This window comes from Spirosoma fluviale (assembly GCF_900230225.1).
Taxonomy (GTDB): Bacteria; Bacteroidota; Bacteroidia; order Cytophagales; family Spirosomataceae; genus Spirosoma; species Spirosoma fluviale.
Genome location: NZ_OCNH01000003.1, coordinates 143987 through 164657 on the forward strand (window position 1 = coordinate 143987; position 20671 = coordinate 164657).

The following is a 20671-nucleotide window of genomic DNA, read 5'->3' on the forward strand; positions in this document are numbered from 1 at the left end:
TTGTTCATCTAAACCGCTGTTTCTCATGGAAAATCAACCGCCTACTCCCCCTTTTCCGCCTGTTCCTGCACCCATGAGTGAGTCAGATGTTCGCATGTGGGCTATGCTGACTCATCTGAGCACGCTGACCGGCTTATTTACGGGTGTTGGGTTCATTATCGCACCAATTATTATCTGGCAGATTCAAAAGGATAAATCAGCTTATATAGATTACCACGGAAAAGAAGCCGTTAATTTTCAGATTACAATAGCGCTGGCAACGGCCGTATCGTTCTTATTAATGTTTGTCCTGATCGGTTTTGTTCTAATCTGGATTGTCGGTATTGTATGGCTCGTTTTCACTATTATTGCGGCCATAAAAGCCAATAACGGCGAATATTACCGTTATCCTTTAACCATACGATTTATCAAGTAACGATCCTGTTAATCGTTGGCCTGTATCAGCTATTAAAAAATCAGAGCATGACTCCTCCCCAACAAAACCCTGAAGGCGCTATTGACGTCGAATTAAGCGAAGAGATCGCCGAAGGTGTGTATGCCAATCTGGCTATGATCGCCCATTCGAACAGTGAGTTTATTTTAGATTTTATTCGGTTAATGCCGGGCGTTCCCAAAGCAAAAGTCAAAGCACGGATTATCCTGACCCCCGAACATGCCAAGCGTCTTTTGGAAGCTCTGCGTGAAAATATCAGCCGTTTTGAGGAAGCCTATGGTGGCATTAACGAGCCTAATGAATTTCGTTTTCCGGCTGGTGGCTTTGGCGGCCCGGTGGGTCAAGCGTAAATCTATAATTCCTTTGGCTTTCAAACAGTTTTCCGTATCTTTGCACCTCAAAATTCGGGAAGACTGATTTTCGTAAACATAACTAAGAATGCCTACTATACAACAACTCGTGCGTAAGGGCCGCGAAAAGCTGATCGACAAGTCAAAGTCGCCTGCTTTGGACTCTTGCCCACAACGTCGGGGCGTGTGTACGCGTGTGTACACAACGACGCCGAAGAAGCCGAACTCGGCCCTTCGGAAAGTTGCCCGGGTTCGCCTGACGAACCAAAAAGAAGTTAACGCCTACATTCCAGGCGAAGGTCACAACCTCCAGGAGCACTCAATCGTACTGATTCGTGGTGGCCGGGTTAAAGATCTTCCAGGTGTACGTTACCACATTGTTCGGGGTGCTCTGGATACGGCTGGCGTAAGCGGTCGTCTGCAAAGCCGCTCGAAATACGGTGCTAAACGGCCAAAACCAGGTCAGGCTCCCGTTAAAGGTGGCAAAGGTGCACCGCCAGCAAAAAAGAAAAAATAAGAATGATATATGATATAGGAAGTATGATGTATTCGCAACGACATATATCATATATCTGACATCATACATCACAACTGACTGGGCGTTGGAAAGACTGCGTCCAGAGTAAGATCAAAAATCTGAAGAAATCATGAGAAAGGCGAAACCGCCCAAGCGTTACGTATTACCCGACCCGAAGTATAAAGAGGTCCTCGTAACCAAATTTGTTAACAACTTGATGTATGCCGGCAAGAAAAGTCTGGCGTACTCCATTTTCTACGACGCTCTCGATGTGGTTGCCAAGCGCACCAGCGAAAGTGGTCTGGATACCTGGAAAAAGGCATTGAACAATGTCATGCCATCAGTTGAAGTAAAAAGCCGTCGTGTCGGTGGAGCTACCTTCCAGGTGCCAACCGAAGTACGGGCAGACCGAAAAGTCGCGGTAGGCATGAAATGGCTTATTAAGTATGCTCGTTCACGTGGTGAAAAAACCATGGTAGACCGGTTAGCAGCCGAAATCGTCGCAGCCGCAAAAGGCGAAGGTGCAGCTGTGAAAAAGAAGGATGATACGCACCGTATGGCTGAAGCCAACAAGGCGTTCTCTCACTTCCGGTTCTAAACCAATAAAACTGGCCAAAATCCCGATGGCCGTTACCTTTGCAAAAGCTATCCAACATTGGGTAGCTTTTGTTGTTTTTCAGCTATATGACAACTTTAGAAAACGACGATCTCCGGGTTACTATTCGGCCTAAAGGTGCCGAACTAACCTCTATCTTTCATAAGTCAAGTGGCATCGAGCATCTGTGGCAGGCCGACCCAACCGTATGGGGCTGGCACGCGCCAAACCTGTTTCCGGTAGTTGGCGGGTGCCTGAACAATCAATTACTGATTGATGGAAAAACCTACCCGATCGAGCGCCATGGATTTACCCGGCAATCAACTTTTGAGACGACCGAGTCAACTCAAACCCATGCTATCTTCTCATTGCGATCGAGCGAGGCTACCCGCGAACATTTCCCGTACGAGTTCGAATTTCAGATTATCTATGAAATCGAGGGACCGAAACTGACGGTTACGTATCGCGTGGTGAACGAGGATGAACAGACTATTTACTTTTCAGTAGGCGCACACCCGGCCTTTGCGGTGCCGTTTAAAGCGGGTGAAGCCTATGAGGAGTATTTTATCGAGTTCGAGGAAGCCGAGCCGCTGGAAACGCATATGCTCTCGTCAGGAGGGTATTTCACCGGCGAAACCAAAGCTGTTCCGACGGTTGATGGCAATAGGTTACCCTTAACAAAACATTTGTTTGATGCCGATGCGCTGGTATTTAAGAATCTGGCGTCTCGCCGGGTAACCATTCAGAGCGAAAAGCATGACCATTCATTATCGGTCGAGTACTCTGCCTTTCCGTATTTAGGAATCTGGGCTAAACCAGGTGCTTCTTTTGTTTGCATTGAGCCATGGCTGGGCTGCGCGGATAGCGAAGGAGAACCCAAGCCTATTCAGGAGAAAGAAGCTATTCAACAATTGGCTGTGGGAAAGGTGTTTGACGCAGCATTCACCATTACCATCCGGTAAACAGGCATCGCCGTTAGTTAGCTGTTCGTGTTCTGTGCTGGTATCGGCCATATAAGAGCACGAACAGCCAATCAAATAGGGCATAACGGCTATTGCACCTCTTCTAATGGTGTAAAGTCTTTGAACCGACGTTTGAGCGCCTTGTCGTTCGCTTCCTTCTTTGTTTGCCAGTTGGCATCCAGCTCCAGGGCAACCAAACCGCTCAAACTCATTGAATTGCGGAAGTCGTCCAGTTTCTTGATAAACTCCCCACTGCGACGAGCGGACTTCAGCGCAAACTCACGGGCAAATACATCGCCTTTGTTTTGCAGTTCACTTCGCTTTCCCAATACATAATTGTATCGGTCGAGCAAATCCTTCATCGACTTACCAATCACTTCGGTTGCTTCCAGCGTACCCATAGTCAAAACCGCCGTACCCCCAATGGCCGAGATAAGGCGACCATTTTTCTGTGCTTCCGCACTGGTACTTGAGCCCGTTACGGCGGGTGTTACGCCCGTAACGGCACCCAGCGATGCATTGGCTACCGAGCGGTTTCGCTTGCCGCCCTTCGCTTTTTTGTAGTCGTGCTTAAGTTGCTCTTCTTTATCACTTAACTGTTCAACGAGCCCCCACGCCTGTACCAGCAACTGACGGTACTGATTATAATAGTAACGGTCTTTTTCGGCTTCATTGATGGTGTTCAGCACCGTAAAGTTGATCCGGCGCTCCTCCCGGTTCTGGGCTTTATCCAGCACGTAGAAGGTTATTTTTACGTCCAGCGATTCGTAGGGGTCTTTAACGAAATCATAACTGGGTTGCCAGATGAACTCGTACTGATTGTCAGTGTTTTTGACTAAGGCCGTTTTCGGAATTTGCTGGTTGTCAGATAGAAAGCCAAAGGCCGCAATATCATCATCTCCGTTTGGGTCAGACAGGTAAAATTTAAGATTTACGGTTGCATTTTCTTTTAACTTGTAACTGGTGTCTTTGGGAATAACCGCAATATCGGGCGGTAAATCCATGGCGGTTACCTCCACTTTCAGCCGACCTTTGGTGCGTGTTTTAGCGGGTTGGTCTTCTACCCAGAATTCAATGTACTGGGGGGCCTGTTTCAGCTTGTTGAACTGATTTAACGACAGTGTCCAGGTAAGTTCACCCTGCGACGTTAGTTTGCTGCCTTCAGGCATCTGGTCGGCGATAGGGATGAAAACAATAGGGTCACCATCATCATCGCGAACTACCTGCGAATCCATTTTATAGGTATTCTGCGTTCGGTAACTTACATAGAAGGGCCGCAACTCACCAATTACCGGCGGACGGTTTACGTGAATTAGTTTAAAATCGACACTTTGTGTGGCCGTTTGCCCATGCTGGTTCCGAACCTCAAAACTAACCGGGTAGCTTTTTGTCGTTTGAATACGGTCTGCTAAATCAAAGCCGGGTGTCCAGCTAAAATGACCCAGTGAGTCCAGTTGCATTCCTTCCTGTTTGTCATTTCCGAAAGAAAACCGAAGGGTATCTGTAGAAGAGCCAATGGCTTTGAGATCAAACCGAACGGTGCTGCCTTCATGCACCACATTCCAGTTGGTTTGGGTAGGTAGGAGTAGTTGGAGTGATTTGGAATCCTGCGCATGGATGCTACCAATTGTGATTGCGGATAACAGGCATGCTACTATACCGGCAGTTCGGTTCATAACGACGTTCAATGGTGGTCTGTTTTGAGAAACGTAAAAATAAGCCGAAGATTTCGTCTGGTTTACTTTATACGTCAGTTTTAAGACTTTTCTTAGCGATAGCCACTTTTTAGAGCCTAATAATTACACTTCTACGGGAAATAGTAATAGGCTAAACGGGTGCGAAACTGAATTCAGCGTTGAGAAATATAGCTGAGGGTCTTAACGAAAAATCGCTCCTCCATTTCTGAAGAAGCGATTTTTCGTTAAGACCCTCAGCAAAAAATCTTAGTTTTTCTTTGGCGCGGCTGTAGAACCGGCAGGCTTTGCAGCGGCTGGGGCACTACCACCGGTTGTCGCTGGTTTAGCAGCGGCAGCGGCTTTGGCAGGATCGATACCCAGCTTTTTCAGTACTAACTCTGTGATGTTGTTCTCTTCCGGAGCAACCAGCAGAATGGGGATCGTGTTGGCACCCGCATCCAGGTTGAAAACGTACTGATACCCGTTTTCTTTAGCAACGGCATCAATGCCTTTCTGGATTTTCTGCACAACCGGATTTACCAACTGCTGATATTTCGTTTGCAGCGATTGCTCTGCCGTACGGCCGAACTCCTGAATCCGGGTTTGAAGACTCTGCAATTCGGTTTCGCGGTCTTTTCGGATTACATCCGACATCTGAGCGCCCCCTTTTTGATAAGCTTCGTATTTGTCTTCCAATTCTTTGTTCATACGCTTCATTTCGTTTTCTGACTGCGTACGCTGAATGGTCAACTGGTTCTGGATATCTTTTGCTTCGGGTGTTTGCGAAAGAATGTAGTCGATGTTGGTATAGCCTAACTTCAATGGACCAGCAGAAGCTGTGGTAGCCGGTGTTGCCGTTGGGGCTTGAGCCTGTGCGTTTAAACCACCCAATAGCAGGGCTGCCGCAAACGCAATGACGAGGTTTTTCTTCATCTCAAATTATTGTTTGTATTACTTAGGTTTTGTGGTTGTGTTATTGGTTGGATTACTATTGGTGGCCGTTGGTTTAATATCTAACCCCAACTCTTCCATCACATAATCCGAATAATCGTGCCTTGGGTTGGTGTAGAGCATAACAAAGTCAGACGCTTTATCGAACATAAAGTCCAGCTTTTTCTGCAAACACACTTTTTCAACGGCCCGGTTCACTAACTCCATTGGGGCTTTCATTAACTCCTTTTTTTTCTCGAAAAGAAGTCCCTGGTACCCGAACACTTTGTTGTTGTACTCCCGTGCCTCCCGCTCCTTATCGCTAATGGCACGTAGCCGGTCGCGTTTCATGTCTTCGGTCAGCAGAATTTCCTCGGCCTGATACGCTTTCTGCAATTTGTCAATCTCGACGTACTTATCCTGAATATCTTTCGACCATTTATCGGCAAACTTGTCGATTTCACTCAGTGCTTTTTGATATTCGGGCATTTTACCGAAAATGAACTCAGTATCTACGTACCCAAACTTCTGCGCATGAACGGGTGTAGATACCCAAACGGCGCACAAAAGTACGAAAAATAGGGCTTTTTTCATTGATTGTGCCTCAAATATTTGCAGGAAGTGATTGATTGTCAAATGGATTTGTGAAGTATAAATGACGATTTACGATTTAGTGCAACTCGACGGATCGTAAATCGTCATTTATACTTTGTAAATCTACTAAACGTTTAATTTACCTGAATCTTATCTGATCTGTTGCCCAATCGTGAAGTGGAACTGACCGGAAGCTTTGTCTTTCACGCCCGGAATCTTGTCGAAACCGTAGCCATAGTCAATACCAATCAAACCAAATGCGGGCATAAAGATACGCGCACCGAAACCAACCGACCGTTTCAGGTCAAATGGGTTGTACTGCTTGTAGCTCCCCCAGTTGTTACCAGCCTCCAGGAAGGTCAGCACGAAAATGGTGGCCGATGGATTCAGCGAAACCGGGTAACGCAATTCAGCAACGAACTTGTTGTACACAACGCCCCCCTGGCTACGAGCCTGGGCATCAACGGCGCGGTCGTAGTCAGCGGTGTATACACTCCGGTCATCATAACCACGAAGACCAATAATGTCCTGCGCCAGCGCAAACTGTCCCTGACCGGCTAGTCCCGAACCACCCAATACAAACCGCTCGAATGGGCCGATTGATGTGCGGTTGTTGTAACTGCCCAGGAAGCCAAGGTGAGCGCGGGTACTCAACACCAGTTTGCCAAAGACGGTCTGGAACCAGCTGGCATCGAACATCCATTTGTGGTATTCAACGAACTTGTATTTGTCCTCCGGCTTCTCCGATAGGGTTGTCTTGCGCCAGGCTGAGTAAGGGGGCGTAAACGAACCGCTCAGGGTAAACGACGAACCGGCACGGGGGAACTGCGGGTTATCGATGCTGTTCCGGGAAAGAGTCGTGTTGAAGGTAATATTGTTCGAAATACCGTCTTTGTACCCAATGTAGAACAAATCGAGGTTGTTAAGATTGTACCGTTGGAATGAGAGCGAATTACTTAAGCTGAAGTAATCATCCGGCACTTTTAACTGACGGCCCAACCCAATGGTAACCGCTGTATTGGTATACGAACCAGTTGGTTGACGACCCTTCAGGCTTTGGTAAATACTGGCTGGATTGGTAGGGTCATAGAACGTTTTGTATACCGTATGGCTGGCACTTACCGACAGGGCATTGGGTTTGCGGCCACCTAACCAGGGCTCCGTAAAGGACAACGAGTACACCTGATATTGGGAACCGTTCGCCTGGAAGCGCAATTGTACCCGCTGACCGTCTCCGGCCGGCAGAGGACGCCAGGCTTTCATGTTTGTAATGTTGCGGGCCGAGAAGTTATTGAACGTTAAGCCAAGTGTACCCACAAAGCCTACATAACCGCCCCAGCCGCCCGATAGCTCGATCTGGTCGGATGGTTTTTCTTCAACGGTGTATTCGATATCAACGGTTCCGTCGTTCTGCGGAACTGGGTTGATGCCAATTTTCTCCGGGTCAAAGTAGCCAAGCGTTGATAATTCCCGCTGGGTACGAATCAGGTTCGTTTTCGAGAACTTCTGACCAGGCAGTGTACGAATGGTACGCATCACCACGTGATCACTTGTCTTGGTGTTTCCGTTCAGAATGACTTTGTTGATCGTTGCTTGCTTGCCCTCGAAAATACGGATTTCGAGGTCGATTGAGTCACCTTCAATGGCCCGTTCGATGGGCTGGGCATTGTAATACAAATACCCCAGGTCCATGTATTGCGAACTCAAATCCTGTCCTGGATTACCATTCAGGCGTTTATCCAGGTCTTCCGGATTATACACGTCTCCTTTGGTTACACCCAATACGGAACGAAGCTGGTCGGACGTGTAGAGGTAGTTTCCCGAGAAGTCGATCTTACGGTAGTAATACTGATGCCCCTCGTTTACCTTCATGTTGATGGTAATCGTGTTGCTATTACCGCCGTTGTTAATGACACTGTCGCTCTCGATCGTTGCATCACGGTAACCGAGTTTGTTGTAATACTCAATCAACTTCTGCTTGTCCTCTTCGTATTTTTTTGGGACGAATTTCGATGGCGTAAACACCCGGCCAAAGCGTTGTTCTTTAGTGCCTTTCATTTTCATGCGCACCGCCGACTCGTCTACTTCCTCAATCCCTTCGAGGTTGATTTTGGCAATCTTTACTTTTTGGCCCTTATCAACCAGTACGCGCATGGTTGCGTTGTTCCGGGTGCTGTCTGGGATGGTTGTGATTTTTACTTTGGTATTCAGATAGCCCTTGTCGATAAAGTATTTCCGGGTAGCCATCTGGGTGTTTTTGATAATCGTGTTGGTTACGATCTTACCCAGATTCAGCTTCACTTTGTCTTTAAGATTGTCCTGTTCTCCTTTCTTTATGCCCATGAAGCTAACCCGGTAAAGACGGGGCCGCTCCAGTACTTTAAACATCAGAGTTACTTTGTTGTCGGCTACGTTGGTGGAAAATAACTCCACATTGTCCAACAGTCCGGATTCCATAAGTTTTCGAACCGATGAGCCGATGGCTTCGCCCGGAATGCGGATTTTGTCGCCCACCTTCAAGCCCCCCAGCGAAACCAGCGAGTTTGGGTCCAGATACCGGGTTCCCGTTACGCTCAGCCCGGCAATTTCGTACTCTTTGGGGTTGGCGTAGTTGAGCAGATCGTTTGTTTCTGTCAGGGCGGGGGTGTCGCGTCCAACGCCAACACGCACCTGTGCCCAGACCTTAGCAGGCAACAGACCAACAAGCAGGCAAACGGCTCCTACTAGGTATTTTATACGGTGTTCCAAGTTATAATAGCTAATATGTTGTTGATTGTCAGGAGTCCCTGTTAGGTAAAAGGGTTGGATTGTACCTGCTCTTTTCACCAGTTTTTATGCAAAGACTACCCTCCCTGTTTTACTTGACTAATTGTTCGCTGGTTTTGCCAAACCGACGTTCACGTTGCTGATAACTTACAATGGCTTTATGCAAATGTTCCTTACGGAAATCGGGCCAGAGCACATCGGGCATGTATAACTCAGAGTAAGCCAATTGCCAGAGCATAAAATTACTGATGCGCATTTCGCCACTGGTGCGGATCATCAGCTCAGGATCGGGTATACCCTTTGTCGACAAACGCTGGCTAAACAGGGTTTCGTCGATCTGATCCGGCGTCAGTTTGCCATCGCGTACATCGGCGGCTAGCTGCCTGGCCGCTTCCAGAATCTCCCAGCGTCCACTATAACTCAACGCCAGTATGAGCGTTAAGCCGGTGTTCTGGCTTGTCTCACGCATGGCTTCGGCCAGCTCACGCTGACAGTCGCCGGGCAGACTTTCCGTATGGCCAATGGTTGCCAGCTTTACGTTATTATCCATCAGCGTTTTGATTTCCCCCCGTATGGTATGAACCAGCAACGTCATCAACGCGTCTACTTCATATTTGGGGCGATTCCAGTTCTCGGTCGAGAAAGCGTAAAGTGTCAGGTATTTTACACCCAATTCAGCGCACCCTTCCGTGACTTCCCGTACGGCCTTAATGGCGCTGTTGTGGCCAAATACTCTGGCAAGGCCCTGCCGTTTTGCCCAACGCCCGTTTCCGTCCATGATAACGGCTATGTGCTGGGGCAGATTGCTCGGGTCAATGTGTTCCTTCATCCCAATGGGGGAGTTTTAACAAAAGTTAACAAGACCGCGAAGATACGGAATTTTAGTGAGCGCATAAGCCAATAAGTTAGTAAGTCAATAAGTTAATAAGTCGATAAGTTAGTACTTACCTGACTTACCACTTACCCACTCACATCCCGTATCTTTGTCGAAAAGACTATACATGGAGCGTCGTCGTTTTTAGAAACAGACACTCATTAACTCGATTTACTTTCGTATGAACCCTGTTTTTTTAAAAGGTACCCGCTCCATTTCTGTACTTTTTCTGGTACTGATGGTTTTAACAGGCTGCACAAAAAGTGACGACACCGTTGCCACGCCACAGACAATTACAGACCGTATTCTGGAGGACACTCAATTTAGTATACTGCGGGCTGCCGTGACGTACGCAGAAATGGGCGACTTGCTCAAGGGAGGTAACCTGACGCTTTTCGCGCCGAACGATGCCGCTTTTCAGGCTGCCGGGTATAGTTCACCAACCGCCATTGCCTCCTTATCGAAAGAGCAGGTGCGAGCCCTTTTATTGTATCATGTGCTGCAGGGACCCGTATCGGCATCGGAGATTCCGGGAGGACTCAATCCGGTAGCAACGGCTGATAAAGGCGTTGCCTACATCAACAAAGTGTCGGATGGCAGAGTATTTATCAACAATGCCCAGGTGATTCAGTCCGACATCAAGGTAGCGAACGGATATATTCACAGTATTGACCGGGTATTGACGCCTTCGGCTGGCAGCTTACTGACGGCCATTCGCAGCAATCCGAATCTGACCCTGCTGACGGCTGCCGTGAACCGGGTTGCTGGCAGCAACCCAACGTTATTGGCGACCTTGAGCAACGATGCGTCGACTAATCTGGTAACTGTATTCGCGCCGAACGACGCGGCTTTCAGGTCGGCGGGGTATACCGATTTGGCGGCTATAAATGCGGCCAATCTGCAAACGCTGACGAATGTGCTGCTGTACCATGTGGTATCCGGGGCTACATTTTCCAATCAGCTTCAAACGGGTACGCTGAATACGTTACTCAGCGGAAACCGGCTCACCATCATGTCAACGGCAAATCTGCTGACAATCAAGGGAAATAAGAACGCAACAGCGGCTACGATAAAGCAAGGGAATATACCGGCTAATAGTGGCGTAATTCACATTATCGATCAGCTGCTGCTTCCGTAATCGACAAAAAGCAGAGGATGTACAACCTTTTGCCACGTTTGGGGGTCAATGGGCGTAGTATTTATGTTTCCTTAGTCAATTTCTTCTTCATGCGTACATTTCATTTTGCTATTTTGGGTGCATTGCTGATTGGCGGGCTGGCGGCTTGCCAGCCACAAAGTATCGACTCCAATGCCGATGCAGCTACTGTTTTTGCAGCTAATCAGACCGACATTAACAACTATGTGATTAGCAAGGGTCTTTCGGGAACGACATCGGCTTCCGGTCTTTTTTTTCAAACAACCGTACCCAGTTCATCCACAGTCATACCGACTTTTGGCCAGGAAATTGAGTTCAATTACAAGTTATATGTGCTGAATGGGCAGAGTAATACGGGGGTTACCAGCACGACGGCCGTTACCGATAAAGTAGTGGATTCGGCCTACGTGACCACATCCGCCTACTTCCCATTCTTTGCCGGTTCGTTGAAGTCGGGTCTGGAAGAGGGTATCAGGAAAATGCACGAGGGCGAATCGGCCATCCTGATTATGCCGTCGCTGCTTGCCTTTGGCAATGTGGCCTCCTCGGATAAAGCCATTCCTGCCAATTCGCCCGTTCGGTTCGACGTTACCGTACGCCGGGCGCGGACCGAAGATCAGCAGATTGATGACTACATAGCCACTAACAAGCTGGTGGTTACGGAGAAAACGCCGACGGGTTTGCGCTTCATTAAAACGAAAGACAACCCAACTGGTGCAACCCCAACGGCGAATCAAACGATAACGATAAACTTTGCCGGCAAACTTTTGCGGGCTACAACCGGATTTGCGGGTGGTACCGGAACAGATACCAAAACCGTTGGTGTATTGAAATATGTACCCGGTTTTGAAGAGGGGTTGGCTAAACTCCGAGTGGGTGACAAAGCAACCGTTATTTTTCCGTCGTCGCTTGGTTATGGAGCCACGGGAGCGGCCCAGAATCAAACGTACGTGATTCCGCCTTATTCGCCCCTTAGTTTCGATCTCGAAGTCGTATCCGTGAAATAATGTCTTCACGTTCTGAAAGATAAATGGTTTGTGTTTGCCAGCACAAACCATTTTTTGTTGGTCATGGACACTGTCAGGCATTTGTTCCACGAAACACCAGCACTTTACTACCTTTGCAGGATAATATACCCGGCTATACTTCTTTATCTTTTATTTCCATGCGTAACTCTCCTGTATTGATTTTTGGTTTATTGCTGGCGGGCGGGCTGATTTCCTGTCAAAAAGAAAATGTTGATGCCAGCGGAGGTGATGTTTTTGAAGTTGATAAGGCAATTATTCAGGATTATGCGGCCAGTAAAGGGCTTAATGGTGCAATGACCCCTAATGGCGTGTATTATGCGCTGACCAAAGCCGGTGCCTCTACAGTAACCCCCGCCAATGGGCAGGAAGCTGAATTCAGTTATACCCTATACACACTGGCTCGGGGCAGCGGCACCGCCGTGACCGACAAATTTGTTGATTCGACCTACGCTACAAAGTCCAGTTATGTGTATCTGGTGGCCACCAATCCGGGAGTGACCGAAGGGTTGCTGCGGATGCGGGAGGGTGATCAGGGCGCGATCCTGTTACCGTCCGATTATGCCTTTGGCTCATCAGGAAGCTCAGACGGCGTTATTCCCCCTAATACGCCCGTTCGCCTGAATGTTACGATGAAGCGGATACGTACCGAAGATCAGCAGATAAACGAATACATGACGGCCAATAAACTGACGCCTACCGAAGTAACCGTAAGCGGCCTGCGTTTTATTAAAACGGTGACCAACAGCTCCGGTGCTGCGCCACTGCCCAATCAAACCCTCAATGTACGGTACCGGGGATCGTTGCTGCGGTCTTCGTCGGCTTTCGACAGCACAGGCGTTGGTACGGTTGGGTTTACGCTGGGCCAGTCTGTTGCGGGATTTGATGAAGGGCTGGCTAAACTTAAAGTTGGTGAGAAAGCAACGCTCATTATGCCGTCTAAAATTGGGTACGGCGCGAGCGGTCGGTCGGTTATTCCGCCCTACGCACCCATGCGCTTCGACATCGAACTGGTATCGGCCCAGTAACTACGGTCAATTTGTTTTAGAGGAGTCGGGTAGTCCATAGCGTCTGTCCGACTCTTTTTGTTTGTGTAATGGAGTATATCGGCCTGTTATTCTAAAAATACCATTCCTGTTTACAACCTTCTCTTGCTTAAGCGAGTCTTCATCAAAAACCTGAATATACTTAACCTGAAGGTATTTCAGTTAGTTAAAGACAACTCAACGCACATGAAGCCGCTGCATACAATTAAATTGGTCGCGAGTCGCTATGCCCTGTTAGGGCTGTTGGCAGCTACAGCTACCGCCTGTTTCAATGAGCCCAACTACTCGAATGTCCCGCAAATCGACTTCAAGGGGTTTAGCAAATACACCCTGGAAGCTGGAACCGGGGTAGGTCAGCAACGGCGCGATTCGCTGGTTATAACCATCGGCTTTAAAGACGGCGATGGTGACCTTGGTAATAACATGCCGCTCAGCAACGCAGAGGAGGAACAGTATATGCAAGCCGGTGGATGGGGCAATTATAAGATTCGGACGTTTCGGCTGGAAAACAATCAGTTCAGAGAGCTGAACAACACAGAAGAAAGATTCCTGATATTCCCCCGACTGGCTCGTGAGGGAAAAACAGGTGCCATAGAAGGCAGCCTTGACCTGCGTCAAATTTACCCTTATGGCACACGAACTACGAACTACCGAGTCAAATACCGGATTCAGATTCGCGACCGGGCGCTGAATGTCAGCAACGAAATCGAGACCGATACCATTACCGTTCCCTACGCTAACTAAAGCAATACAATAGTCGTTAACGTACGAACTGGTAGCTATAGGGTGTGTAAATCGTGTCTATACTACTCCGTTATCCAGTCATCTTCTGACTTTATGAGAAAATCTCTTTTCGTTATTACGATACTAAGCACTCTATGTTTTTTTCAATGTACGCCCGACCAACCAGCAACGTCCGTTATCAATAAAGAACAGGCTGCCCGGACTCTGCTTGATAACGAAGTGAATCAACTCGTGGGCAAGTGGCGTATACAGGAATCGATTGTTGAACCGCGCCAATTCAATCCTTATCAGGTAGAATTAGCCATTGTAAAAGATACTGTATTGCGCGATCTGGCCACGCTGACAATCCGACCAGCCGCAACGACCAATCGGTTAACACAGGGCTGGCCGTCATCGCATTATACAGGGTTGGATGGCACGCTCGACTATGGCAGTAAATCATACCCGATTTATATTAATCTGGTTATCCCAGACGAGGTGACCAGTACCGGCAGAGGAATAGTCAAACTTTTTAATTTCCTGCCGGGTACGTTTGAGCCAGAAGCCGAAGCCATTTTATTTAAGAAGCTGGGCTTTTTTCATACCGACTTTACGCTGACAACACCATCCGATTCATCCGTAATGCATTGGCGAGACACAGGTCAAGTTTCGTCGATAGGGTTGACCCAGGTTAAGTTAATCAAACAGCCATAGCTCTCCCGGTTACCCCATTCCCGCTTATAACTTCTCCGCAATTCGGAGTTTGGCGCTGCGGGCGCGGGGGTTACGGGCTATTTCTTCGGGCGTGGCTTCAATGGGCTTGCGCGTGATGGATTGCAGGGGTTTGATATCGTTGCCAAACAGATCTTTCTCCACTTCTCCCTGAAATTTTCCTTTGTTGATGAAGTTCTTCACGAGCCGGTCTTCGAGGGAGTGATAGGACATTACAACCAGTCGACCGCCGGGCCGGAGAATGTCCGGCACCTGTTCCAGAAACTCCTCCAGTGCCTGCAACTCTTCGTTTACCTCAATGCGTAGCGCCTGGAAAACCTGCGCAAAATATTTATTCTCTTTCCCGCGCGGAGCATAGCGTTGCAGAGCGGCTTTAAGGTCATTGACCGTTTTGAGTGGCTTATTTGAGCGGGCCGATACCAGTGCTGCGGCTGCCGTTCGGGCGTTGGTGATTTCGCCGTACATACCCAAAATCCGGTGCAGGTCGGCTTCCGAGTACTCATTAATGACCTGTCGGGCTGTTTTATCGGCGTTCTGGTTCATCCGCATGTCGAGGTCAGCGTCGAAACGGGTCGAGAAACCGCGTTCGGGCGTGTCGATCTGGTGCGACGAGATGCCGAGGTCGGCCAGAATGCCATCTACCTGTTCCGCTTTATAGAGCCGTAGGTATCGCTTGACATTACGGAAGTTAGACGCCACGAAAGTAAGTCGGGGATCACCAATGGCCTGAGCGTTGGCGCGGGCATCGGCATCCTGGTCGAACCCAAAAAGTTTACCCCCTTCCAACTGGTTCAGGATTTCCCGGCTGTGTCCTCCACCACCAAAGGTGATGTCGACGTAGGTGCCGCCGGGTTGTAGATCAAGCCCGTCAATACAGGCCTGTAATAAAACGGGTTCGTGGTAAGTAGCCATTCAGAAACTAACCGTAGTTAGCAGTCGTTATTTTGGATGTTGACACTCAGCCAGTAGACCCTATTTGTACCGTTTAGTACGTATACTTGCCTATCAGCTACAGCCTGCATCCTGAATTAAGTAAACACTATGAAACATCTTCTCTCCATGGCAACCGCCACGTTGCTGCTTTTGCCATCGGCCTGCTCCAGCCAGTCGACCCCCGCCACCGTTAAACCCGGTATGTATCGGGCCGTCCTGAAAACCAAAGGGGGTGACTTACCGTTTGGCCTGGATATTCAGCCAACGGCCGCCGACGCCAAATCCTACACGGTCTTTGCCATTAACGGCAAAGAACGGCTAAAAATGGACCCCGCTACCGTTCAGGATGATTCCATCCGCATCCCGATGGCCATGTTTGAATCGGAATTAGTTGCAAAGATAGACGGTAATCAGCTACGGGGTGTATGGCGTCGGCGTCGAACCGCTCAACAGGTGCAAACGATGCCCTTTAACGCCCAACATGGCCAGACGTATCGGTTTGTGCCCGACGATAAATCTGCCGCTACCAACTTAACGGGAAAATGGGCCACAGACTTCGGCAGTAAAAGTGGTAAAGTGGATACCGTGAACGCCGTGGGCGTATTTGACCAGAAAGGCAATCATCTGTCGGGTACGTTCCTGACTCCCACCGGCGATTATCGCTATCTCGACGGCAACGTAGTGGGCGACAGTCTGTTTTTATCCTGTTTCGATGGTTCGCATATTTATCTGTTCAAAGCCAAACACGACCCCGCTACCAAAACGCTTACCGGCGGGCATTGGGCGGGCGTAGCGGGTTACGAAGCCTGGGTGGCCCGGTTCGATCCCAAGGCCGACCTTCCCGACCCGGCTAAATTGACTTATCTGAAGCCGGGTGCTAAAACCCTCAACTTTTCATTTCCTGAGCCGGGCGGCAAAACCGTATCGACGACCGACCCACGCTTTAAAGATAAAGTGACGATTGTGCAGATCATGGGTTCCTGGTGCCCGAACTGCATGGATGAAACCAACTTCCTGAGTCCCTGGTACAAGCGTAATAAACAACGTGGTGTCGAAGTGGTCGGGTTGTCGTTTGAGCGGTCGCCGGAAATGAGCGAGTCCGGGCCGAAGATCGAGCGGATGAAGCAGCGATTCCAGATCGACTACCCCGTGGTGCTGGCTGGTACGAACGACAAAGCGCAGGCCTCCAAAGCCTTACCGGACCTGAACGCTGTTGTCGCCTTCCCAACCACCATTTTTATCGATAAAAAAGGCCAGGTTCGGCATATACATACCGGTTTCTCCGGCCCCGGTACCGGCAAATATTACGATCAATACGTTGAAGAGTTTAATCGACTGGTCGATAAATTGCTGGCGGAGTAGTCTGAACCTGGATTTATTTGATTTTTCTGATTCCTATGATTAATCCTAGCGGTGTAATAAAATTATAAGAATCAGAAAAATCAAATAAATCCAGGTTCAGACATTTAGTATGCATGCATACTAGTTTCGAAAAAAATAGTAGATTTACATCCGGAAGTTGGACTGAGGACGAGACCGATCATGAAAAAGGAAAAGACAGTAGATTTTCACATAAAGTGGGGTTGGCATGCTATTTCGCGAATGTACAATGCGTACGCTTCCCGGTTCGGCATTACTATGGCGATTGGTTATGTGTTGCTGAATGTCGATCTGGAAGAAGGTACGCCAGCTACTAAAATTGGGCCGTTGCTGGGTATGGAACCCCGCTCACTGGTTCGAATGCTCAAAAGCCTGGAAGAACGGGGACTGATTCGGCGGGAAGTGGACGGGAATGACAAGCGATTTGTCCGGATTTACCTCACCGACGAAGGAAAAGCAAAACGGGAGATGGCCCGCGATGGCGTTATCCAATTCAACAACATGATTCGCGAGAAAATCCCGCTCGATAAACTAGTGGTCTTTTTCGATGTGATGAAAGAAATTAACAAGATGGTCGAAGAAGAAAATACGAAAATCAAAGCGGGCGAACCGGAAGAATTGCCTTTGGAGTAATCCGCTGATGTTGATAGTTAACTGAATCCAAAAAAGATAGGAACGCGGCCGGGCCGCGTTCCTATCCCATTCGAGTAAAACAAAACCCATGGAAGCTACCTTAGAAAAACCCAAAGCCCAAATGAAGAATAGAACCATCCGGCGCGTTGCTGTGCTGGGCTCCGGCATTATGGGTTCGCGCATTGCGGCTCATTTCGCCAATATTGGAGCAGATGTTTTACTGCTGGACATTGTCCCCAAAGAAATCAATGCGGCTGAGCAGGCAAAAGGATTGACAACCGATAGCCCGGCGGTACGTAATCGGATTGTCAACGAGGCTTTCCAAACGATGCTGAAAGCTAGTCCGGCATCTTTGTACAGTCCGAAATTTGCGGAACGGGTCAAGCTGGGCAACTTCGATGATAACCTTAAAGAAATTGCTACCTACGACTGGGTGATTGAGGTCGTGGTAGAGCGCCTGGATGTCAAGCGGTCGGTTTACGAACGCGTTGAACAGTTTCGTAAGCCGGGAACGCTCATCACGTCCAATACATCGGGTATTCCCATGCACCTGCTGGCCGAAGGACGGAGTGAAGATTTTCGCCGTAACTTCTGCGGAACGCACTTTTTTAACCCACCGCGCTACCTCCGATTACTTGAAATCATACCCGGCCCCGATACCGATCCGGCCGTTATTGATTTCCTGATGAATTACGGTGATCTGTACCTCGGCAAAACGACCGTATTGTGTAAAGATACGCCCGGCTTCATCGCCAACCGGCTCGGTATTCAGTCGCTCATCCAGACCATTCGCGTAGCCGAAGAACTGGGGCTCACGGTTGAGGAAGTCGATAAACTGACCGGTCCGGTTGTTGGACGCCCCAAATCGGGAACGTTCCGCTTGTCGGATGTGGTGGGACTGGATACAACCGTCAATGTAGCCGGTAATCTGGTTAAAATGGAGCACGACGAATCACGGGCGAGTTTTGAGTTGCCTGCTTCGGTGCAGAAATTAATGGAGAACAAATGGCTGGGCGACAAAACCGGTCAGGGCTATTACAAAAAGACAAAGGACGAGAAAGGCCAAACCCAGATTCTGGCACTCGACCTGAAAACGTTTGAATACAAGCCGTCGCAGAAGGTAAAATTCTCGACGCTGGAAAGTACCAAGGCAATTGACAACCTTAAGAAGCGTTTTCCGGTGCTGGTTGCCGGAAAAGATAATGCCGGTGAATTCTATCGCAAAACTTTTGCCGATGGGTTCCAATATGCCACGCACCGTATCCCGGAAATCTCCGATGAACTCTACCGCATCGATGCGGCCATTACGGCTGGTTTCGGCTGGCAGTTAGGCTTATTCGAGACCTGGGACGCTATTGGTGTGAAAAAAGGCCTTGAGATGATCGAAGCCCAGGGCCAGAAACCTGCTCAATGGGTGTACGACATGCTTGAGGCTGGCGTCGATCGGAATGCCGAACCAAGCTTCTATAAAGTGGAAGGGGGCAAGCGTAAGTATTACGACATTCCAACCAAAAGCTACAAGGTTATTCCAGGTGCCGAAGCCTTCACAATTCTGGAAAACCTCCGTGGCGACGGACCGAGCAACAAGGTCGTCTGGCAAAATGCGGATGCGTCGATCTATGATATTGGCGATGGTATTCTGAACGTCGAATTCCGGAGCAAGATGAATACGTTTGGTCAGGGTGTTTCCGAAGCGCTGAACAAAGGTATTTCACTGGCCGAAAAAGATTTCCGGGGACTGGTTGTCGGGAATGATTCGGCCGAAGCTTTCTCGGCGGGGGCGAATCTGGCAACGCTGTTCATGTTTGCCGTTGAGCAGGAGTTCGACGAGGTGAACCTGATGATTGCCCAGTTCCAGAAACTCATTACCCGGCTGCGTTACTCGTCCATTCCGGTGGTGGTTGCTCCGCATACGCTTACCCTCGGTGGCGGTTGCGAAGCCGTACTGCACGCCGACCGCGCCGTGGCTCATGCCGAAAGTTATATTGGTCTGGTGGAAGTAGGCGTTGGCCTGATTCCGGCGGGTGGCGGTACCAAAGAGATGGCCGCGCGCGCGTCGGACCTTTACCAATCCGGTGATCCTGAGCTGAACATTCTGCAAAATGTGTTCATGAACATCGCCACGGCCAAAGTGTCGACCTCGGCGCAGGAAGCCCGCGAGATGAACTACCTCCGCTCAACCGACCAGATTGTGCTCAACCGCAGCCGACTGCTGGCCGAAGCCAAACAGGCTGCTATTGAACTGGCCGACAACGGTTATACTCAGCCCAAACCCCGTACTGATATTAAGGTGCAGGGTAAAACAGGAATTGCTTTGTTCAAAGCTGGTTTAACGGCCATGCGGATGGGACGTTACATTTCGGACCATGATATGAAAATTGCCGACAAACTGGCTTACGTCATTTGTGGGGGCGACCTGAGCGCACCGCAGGTTGTTTCGGAGCAGTATTTACTTGATCTGGAGCGTGAAGCATTCCTGTCGCTCACGGGTGAGAAGAAAACGCTGGAGCGGATTCAGAGCCTGCTAACCGGTGGTAAACCGCTGCGTAACTAACGTATTTTTTCATCTACTGACTAAGCCACAACGGGCAAAGGGTTTACCTCTTTGCCCGTTGTGGCTTAGTCGTTAATGGGTTAATTCAAGTTTCAGACGTGTGCCATTGGATATGTTTCTGCCGGCACATAGCAACTCTATATAGGAGTCTTTACTTATCTTGTAGACGGAAGCGCGTAAACCTAAACAGGAACACTAACCTTTATACACGATCAATGAGTACTCGTTTGAGTGATGAAGAGATGATTCGACAGTATCTGCCGAGTCAGCCTGCGCACTGTTTTGAGGCTCTTTACAAACGGTACGTGAACAAAGTCTACAGACGATGTTTGTCCATGACTAAAGACCCTTTGAAAGCGGAAGACTTTACCCACGATATATTTTTAAAGGTATTTAATAAGCTCGACGCCTTTCAGGAGCGGTCGAGTTTTTCTACCTGGCTTTATTCGATCTCGTATAACTACTGCTCTGACCAGATTCGCCTGGCAAGACGGCTTCAAATGACGGATATCGAGGATCGTTCCAATTATAATATTCCTGAAGTAAAAGAAGAACTCCTGCATGAGGAGACACTTCATCTGGTGAATCGGGCTATGGAGTCGCTGTCTGCAAGCGAACAGGCCCTATTACGGCTCAAATACGAAGATGGTATGAGCATTACCGCCATCAGCGAACTGTTCGATCTGAAAGAGAGTACCGTGAAAATGCGACTTAAGCGGAGCCGCGACAAGATCTACAAACTATATGGCAAACTGTATGCAGCTTAAACGTTGTTTGCTGTTGAACAAGACA

Annotated in this window: 20 protein-coding genes; 14 read left to right on the forward strand and 6 right to left on the reverse strand. The window is 48.8% G+C overall.

What is annotated here, in order from left to right; all coding sequences use genetic code 11:
* Positions 1-25 precede the first annotated feature (25 nt).
* From CRO74_RS16900 to CRO74_RS16920, 5 genes are all read left to right on the forward strand, one after another.
* Positions 26-415 carry a DUF4870 domain-containing protein gene (locus tag CRO74_RS16900; RefSeq protein ID WP_245877888.1) on the forward strand — a complete coding sequence of 130 codons (390 nt, stop codon included), beginning with the start codon at positions 26-28 and terminating at the stop codon, positions 413-415.
* 47 nt (positions 416-462) lie between these two features.
* Positions 463-783 (forward strand): DUF3467 domain-containing protein, encoded by a 321-nt coding sequence (locus CRO74_RS16905; protein ID WP_097127263.1) that lies wholly within the window; start codon positions 463-465, stop codon positions 781-783.
* An 88-nt stretch (positions 784-871) separates the two neighbouring features.
* A complete protein-coding gene (rpsL, locus tag CRO74_RS16910; protein WP_046577394.1) occupies positions 872-1300 on the forward strand; it encodes a 30S ribosomal protein S12 in 429 nt (142 codons plus the stop codon).
* 130 nt (positions 1301-1430) lie between these two features.
* Positions 1431-1898 (forward strand): 30S ribosomal protein S7, encoded by a 468-nt coding sequence (gene rpsG / locus CRO74_RS16915; RefSeq protein ID WP_097127266.1) that lies wholly within the window; start codon positions 1431-1433, stop codon positions 1896-1898.
* An 86-nt stretch (positions 1899-1984) separates the two neighbouring features.
* Positions 1985-2857: an aldose 1-epimerase family protein gene (locus CRO74_RS16920; RefSeq protein WP_097127268.1), complete on the forward strand. Its 873-nt coding sequence runs from the start codon at positions 1985-1987 to the stop codon at positions 2855-2857.
* Positions 2858-2946: 89 nt separating this feature from the next.
* Here the strand turns inward: CRO74_RS16920 and CRO74_RS16925 are convergent, their stop codons facing one another.
* From CRO74_RS16925 to CRO74_RS16945, 5 genes are all read right to left on the reverse strand, one after another.
* Complete coding sequence (locus CRO74_RS16925; RefSeq protein WP_097127270.1) at positions 2947-4533, reverse strand: hypothetical protein; 1587 nt, start codon at positions 4531-4533, stop codon at positions 2947-2949.
* Between the two features lie 267 nt (positions 4534-4800).
* Entirely contained in the window at positions 4801-5466 is a 666-nt protein-coding gene (locus CRO74_RS16930; protein ID WP_097127272.1) for an OmpH/Skp family outer membrane protein, read from the reverse strand.
* 18 nt (positions 5467-5484) lie between these two features.
* Positions 5485-6057, reverse strand: coding sequence for an OmpH/Skp family outer membrane protein (locus tag CRO74_RS16935; RefSeq protein ID WP_097127274.1), 573 nt, complete (start codon positions 6055-6057; stop codon positions 5485-5487).
* A gap of 150 nt (positions 6058-6207) precedes the next feature.
* Positions 6208-8805, reverse strand: coding sequence for an outer membrane protein assembly factor BamA (gene bamA / locus CRO74_RS16940; RefSeq protein WP_097127276.1), 2598 nt, complete (start codon positions 8803-8805; stop codon positions 6208-6210).
* Positions 8806-8914: 109 nt separating this feature from the next.
* Positions 8915-9652, reverse strand: a complete 738-nt coding sequence (locus tag CRO74_RS16945) for an undecaprenyl pyrophosphate synthase (protein ID WP_097127278.1) — start codon at positions 9650-9652, stop codon at positions 8915-8917.
* A gap of 226 nt (positions 9653-9878) precedes the next feature.
* Between CRO74_RS16945 and CRO74_RS16950 the strand changes: the two genes are divergently transcribed.
* From CRO74_RS16950 to CRO74_RS16970, 5 genes are all read left to right on the forward strand, one after another.
* Positions 9879-10835 carry a fasciclin domain-containing protein gene (locus CRO74_RS16950; protein WP_097127279.1) on the forward strand — a complete coding sequence of 319 codons (957 nt, stop codon included), beginning with the start codon at positions 9879-9881 and terminating at the stop codon, positions 10833-10835.
* 89 nt (positions 10836-10924) lie between these two features.
* Positions 10925-11860 (forward strand): FKBP-type peptidyl-prolyl cis-trans isomerase, encoded by a 936-nt coding sequence (locus CRO74_RS16955; RefSeq protein WP_097128643.1) that lies wholly within the window; start codon positions 10925-10927, stop codon positions 11858-11860.
* 158 nt (positions 11861-12018) lie between these two features.
* On the forward strand, positions 12019-12906 hold the full coding sequence (locus CRO74_RS16960) for an FKBP-type peptidyl-prolyl cis-trans isomerase (RefSeq protein ID WP_097127282.1): 888 nt from the start codon (positions 12019-12021) through the stop codon (positions 12904-12906).
* A gap of 123 nt (positions 12907-13029) precedes the next feature.
* Positions 13030-13668, forward strand: a complete 639-nt coding sequence (locus CRO74_RS16965; protein WP_245877889.1) for a hypothetical protein — start codon at positions 13030-13032, stop codon at positions 13666-13668.
* 93 nt (positions 13669-13761) lie between these two features.
* Entirely contained in the window at positions 13762-14361 is a 600-nt protein-coding gene (locus CRO74_RS16970) for a hypothetical protein (RefSeq protein WP_144035938.1), read from the forward strand.
* Between the two features lie 24 nt (positions 14362-14385).
* On the opposite strand, the gene rsmH is transcribed toward CRO74_RS16970, so the two are convergent.
* Positions 14386-15291, reverse strand: coding sequence for a 16S rRNA (cytosine(1402)-N(4))-methyltransferase RsmH (gene rsmH, locus CRO74_RS16975; protein WP_097127286.1), 906 nt, complete (start codon positions 15289-15291; stop codon positions 14386-14388).
* Between the two features lie 129 nt (positions 15292-15420).
* On the opposite strand from rsmH, the gene CRO74_RS16980 reads away from it, so the two are divergent.
* The 4 genes from CRO74_RS16980 (at position 15421) to CRO74_RS16995 (ending at position 20646) form a co-directional block, all read left to right on the forward strand.
* A complete protein-coding gene (locus CRO74_RS16980; RefSeq protein WP_097127287.1) occupies positions 15421-16674 on the forward strand; it encodes a TlpA family protein disulfide reductase in 1254 nt (417 codons plus the stop codon).
* A gap of 180 nt (positions 16675-16854) precedes the next feature.
* Positions 16855-17325 (forward strand): MarR family winged helix-turn-helix transcriptional regulator, encoded by a 471-nt coding sequence (locus CRO74_RS16985; RefSeq protein WP_097127289.1) that lies wholly within the window; start codon positions 16855-16857, stop codon positions 17323-17325.
* An 88-nt stretch (positions 17326-17413) separates the two neighbouring features.
* The gene (locus tag CRO74_RS16990; protein WP_097127291.1) at positions 17414-19879 is read left to right on the forward strand and encodes a 3-hydroxyacyl-CoA dehydrogenase/enoyl-CoA hydratase family protein; all 2466 of its coding nucleotides are present in this window, start codon (positions 17414-17416) and stop codon (positions 19877-19879) included.
* A 215-nt stretch (positions 19880-20094) separates the two neighbouring features.
* The gene (locus CRO74_RS16995) at positions 20095-20646 is read left to right on the forward strand and encodes an RNA polymerase sigma factor (protein WP_097127293.1); all 552 of its coding nucleotides are present in this window, start codon (positions 20095-20097) and stop codon (positions 20644-20646) included.
* The last annotated feature ends 25 nt before the right edge of the window (positions 20647-20671 follow it).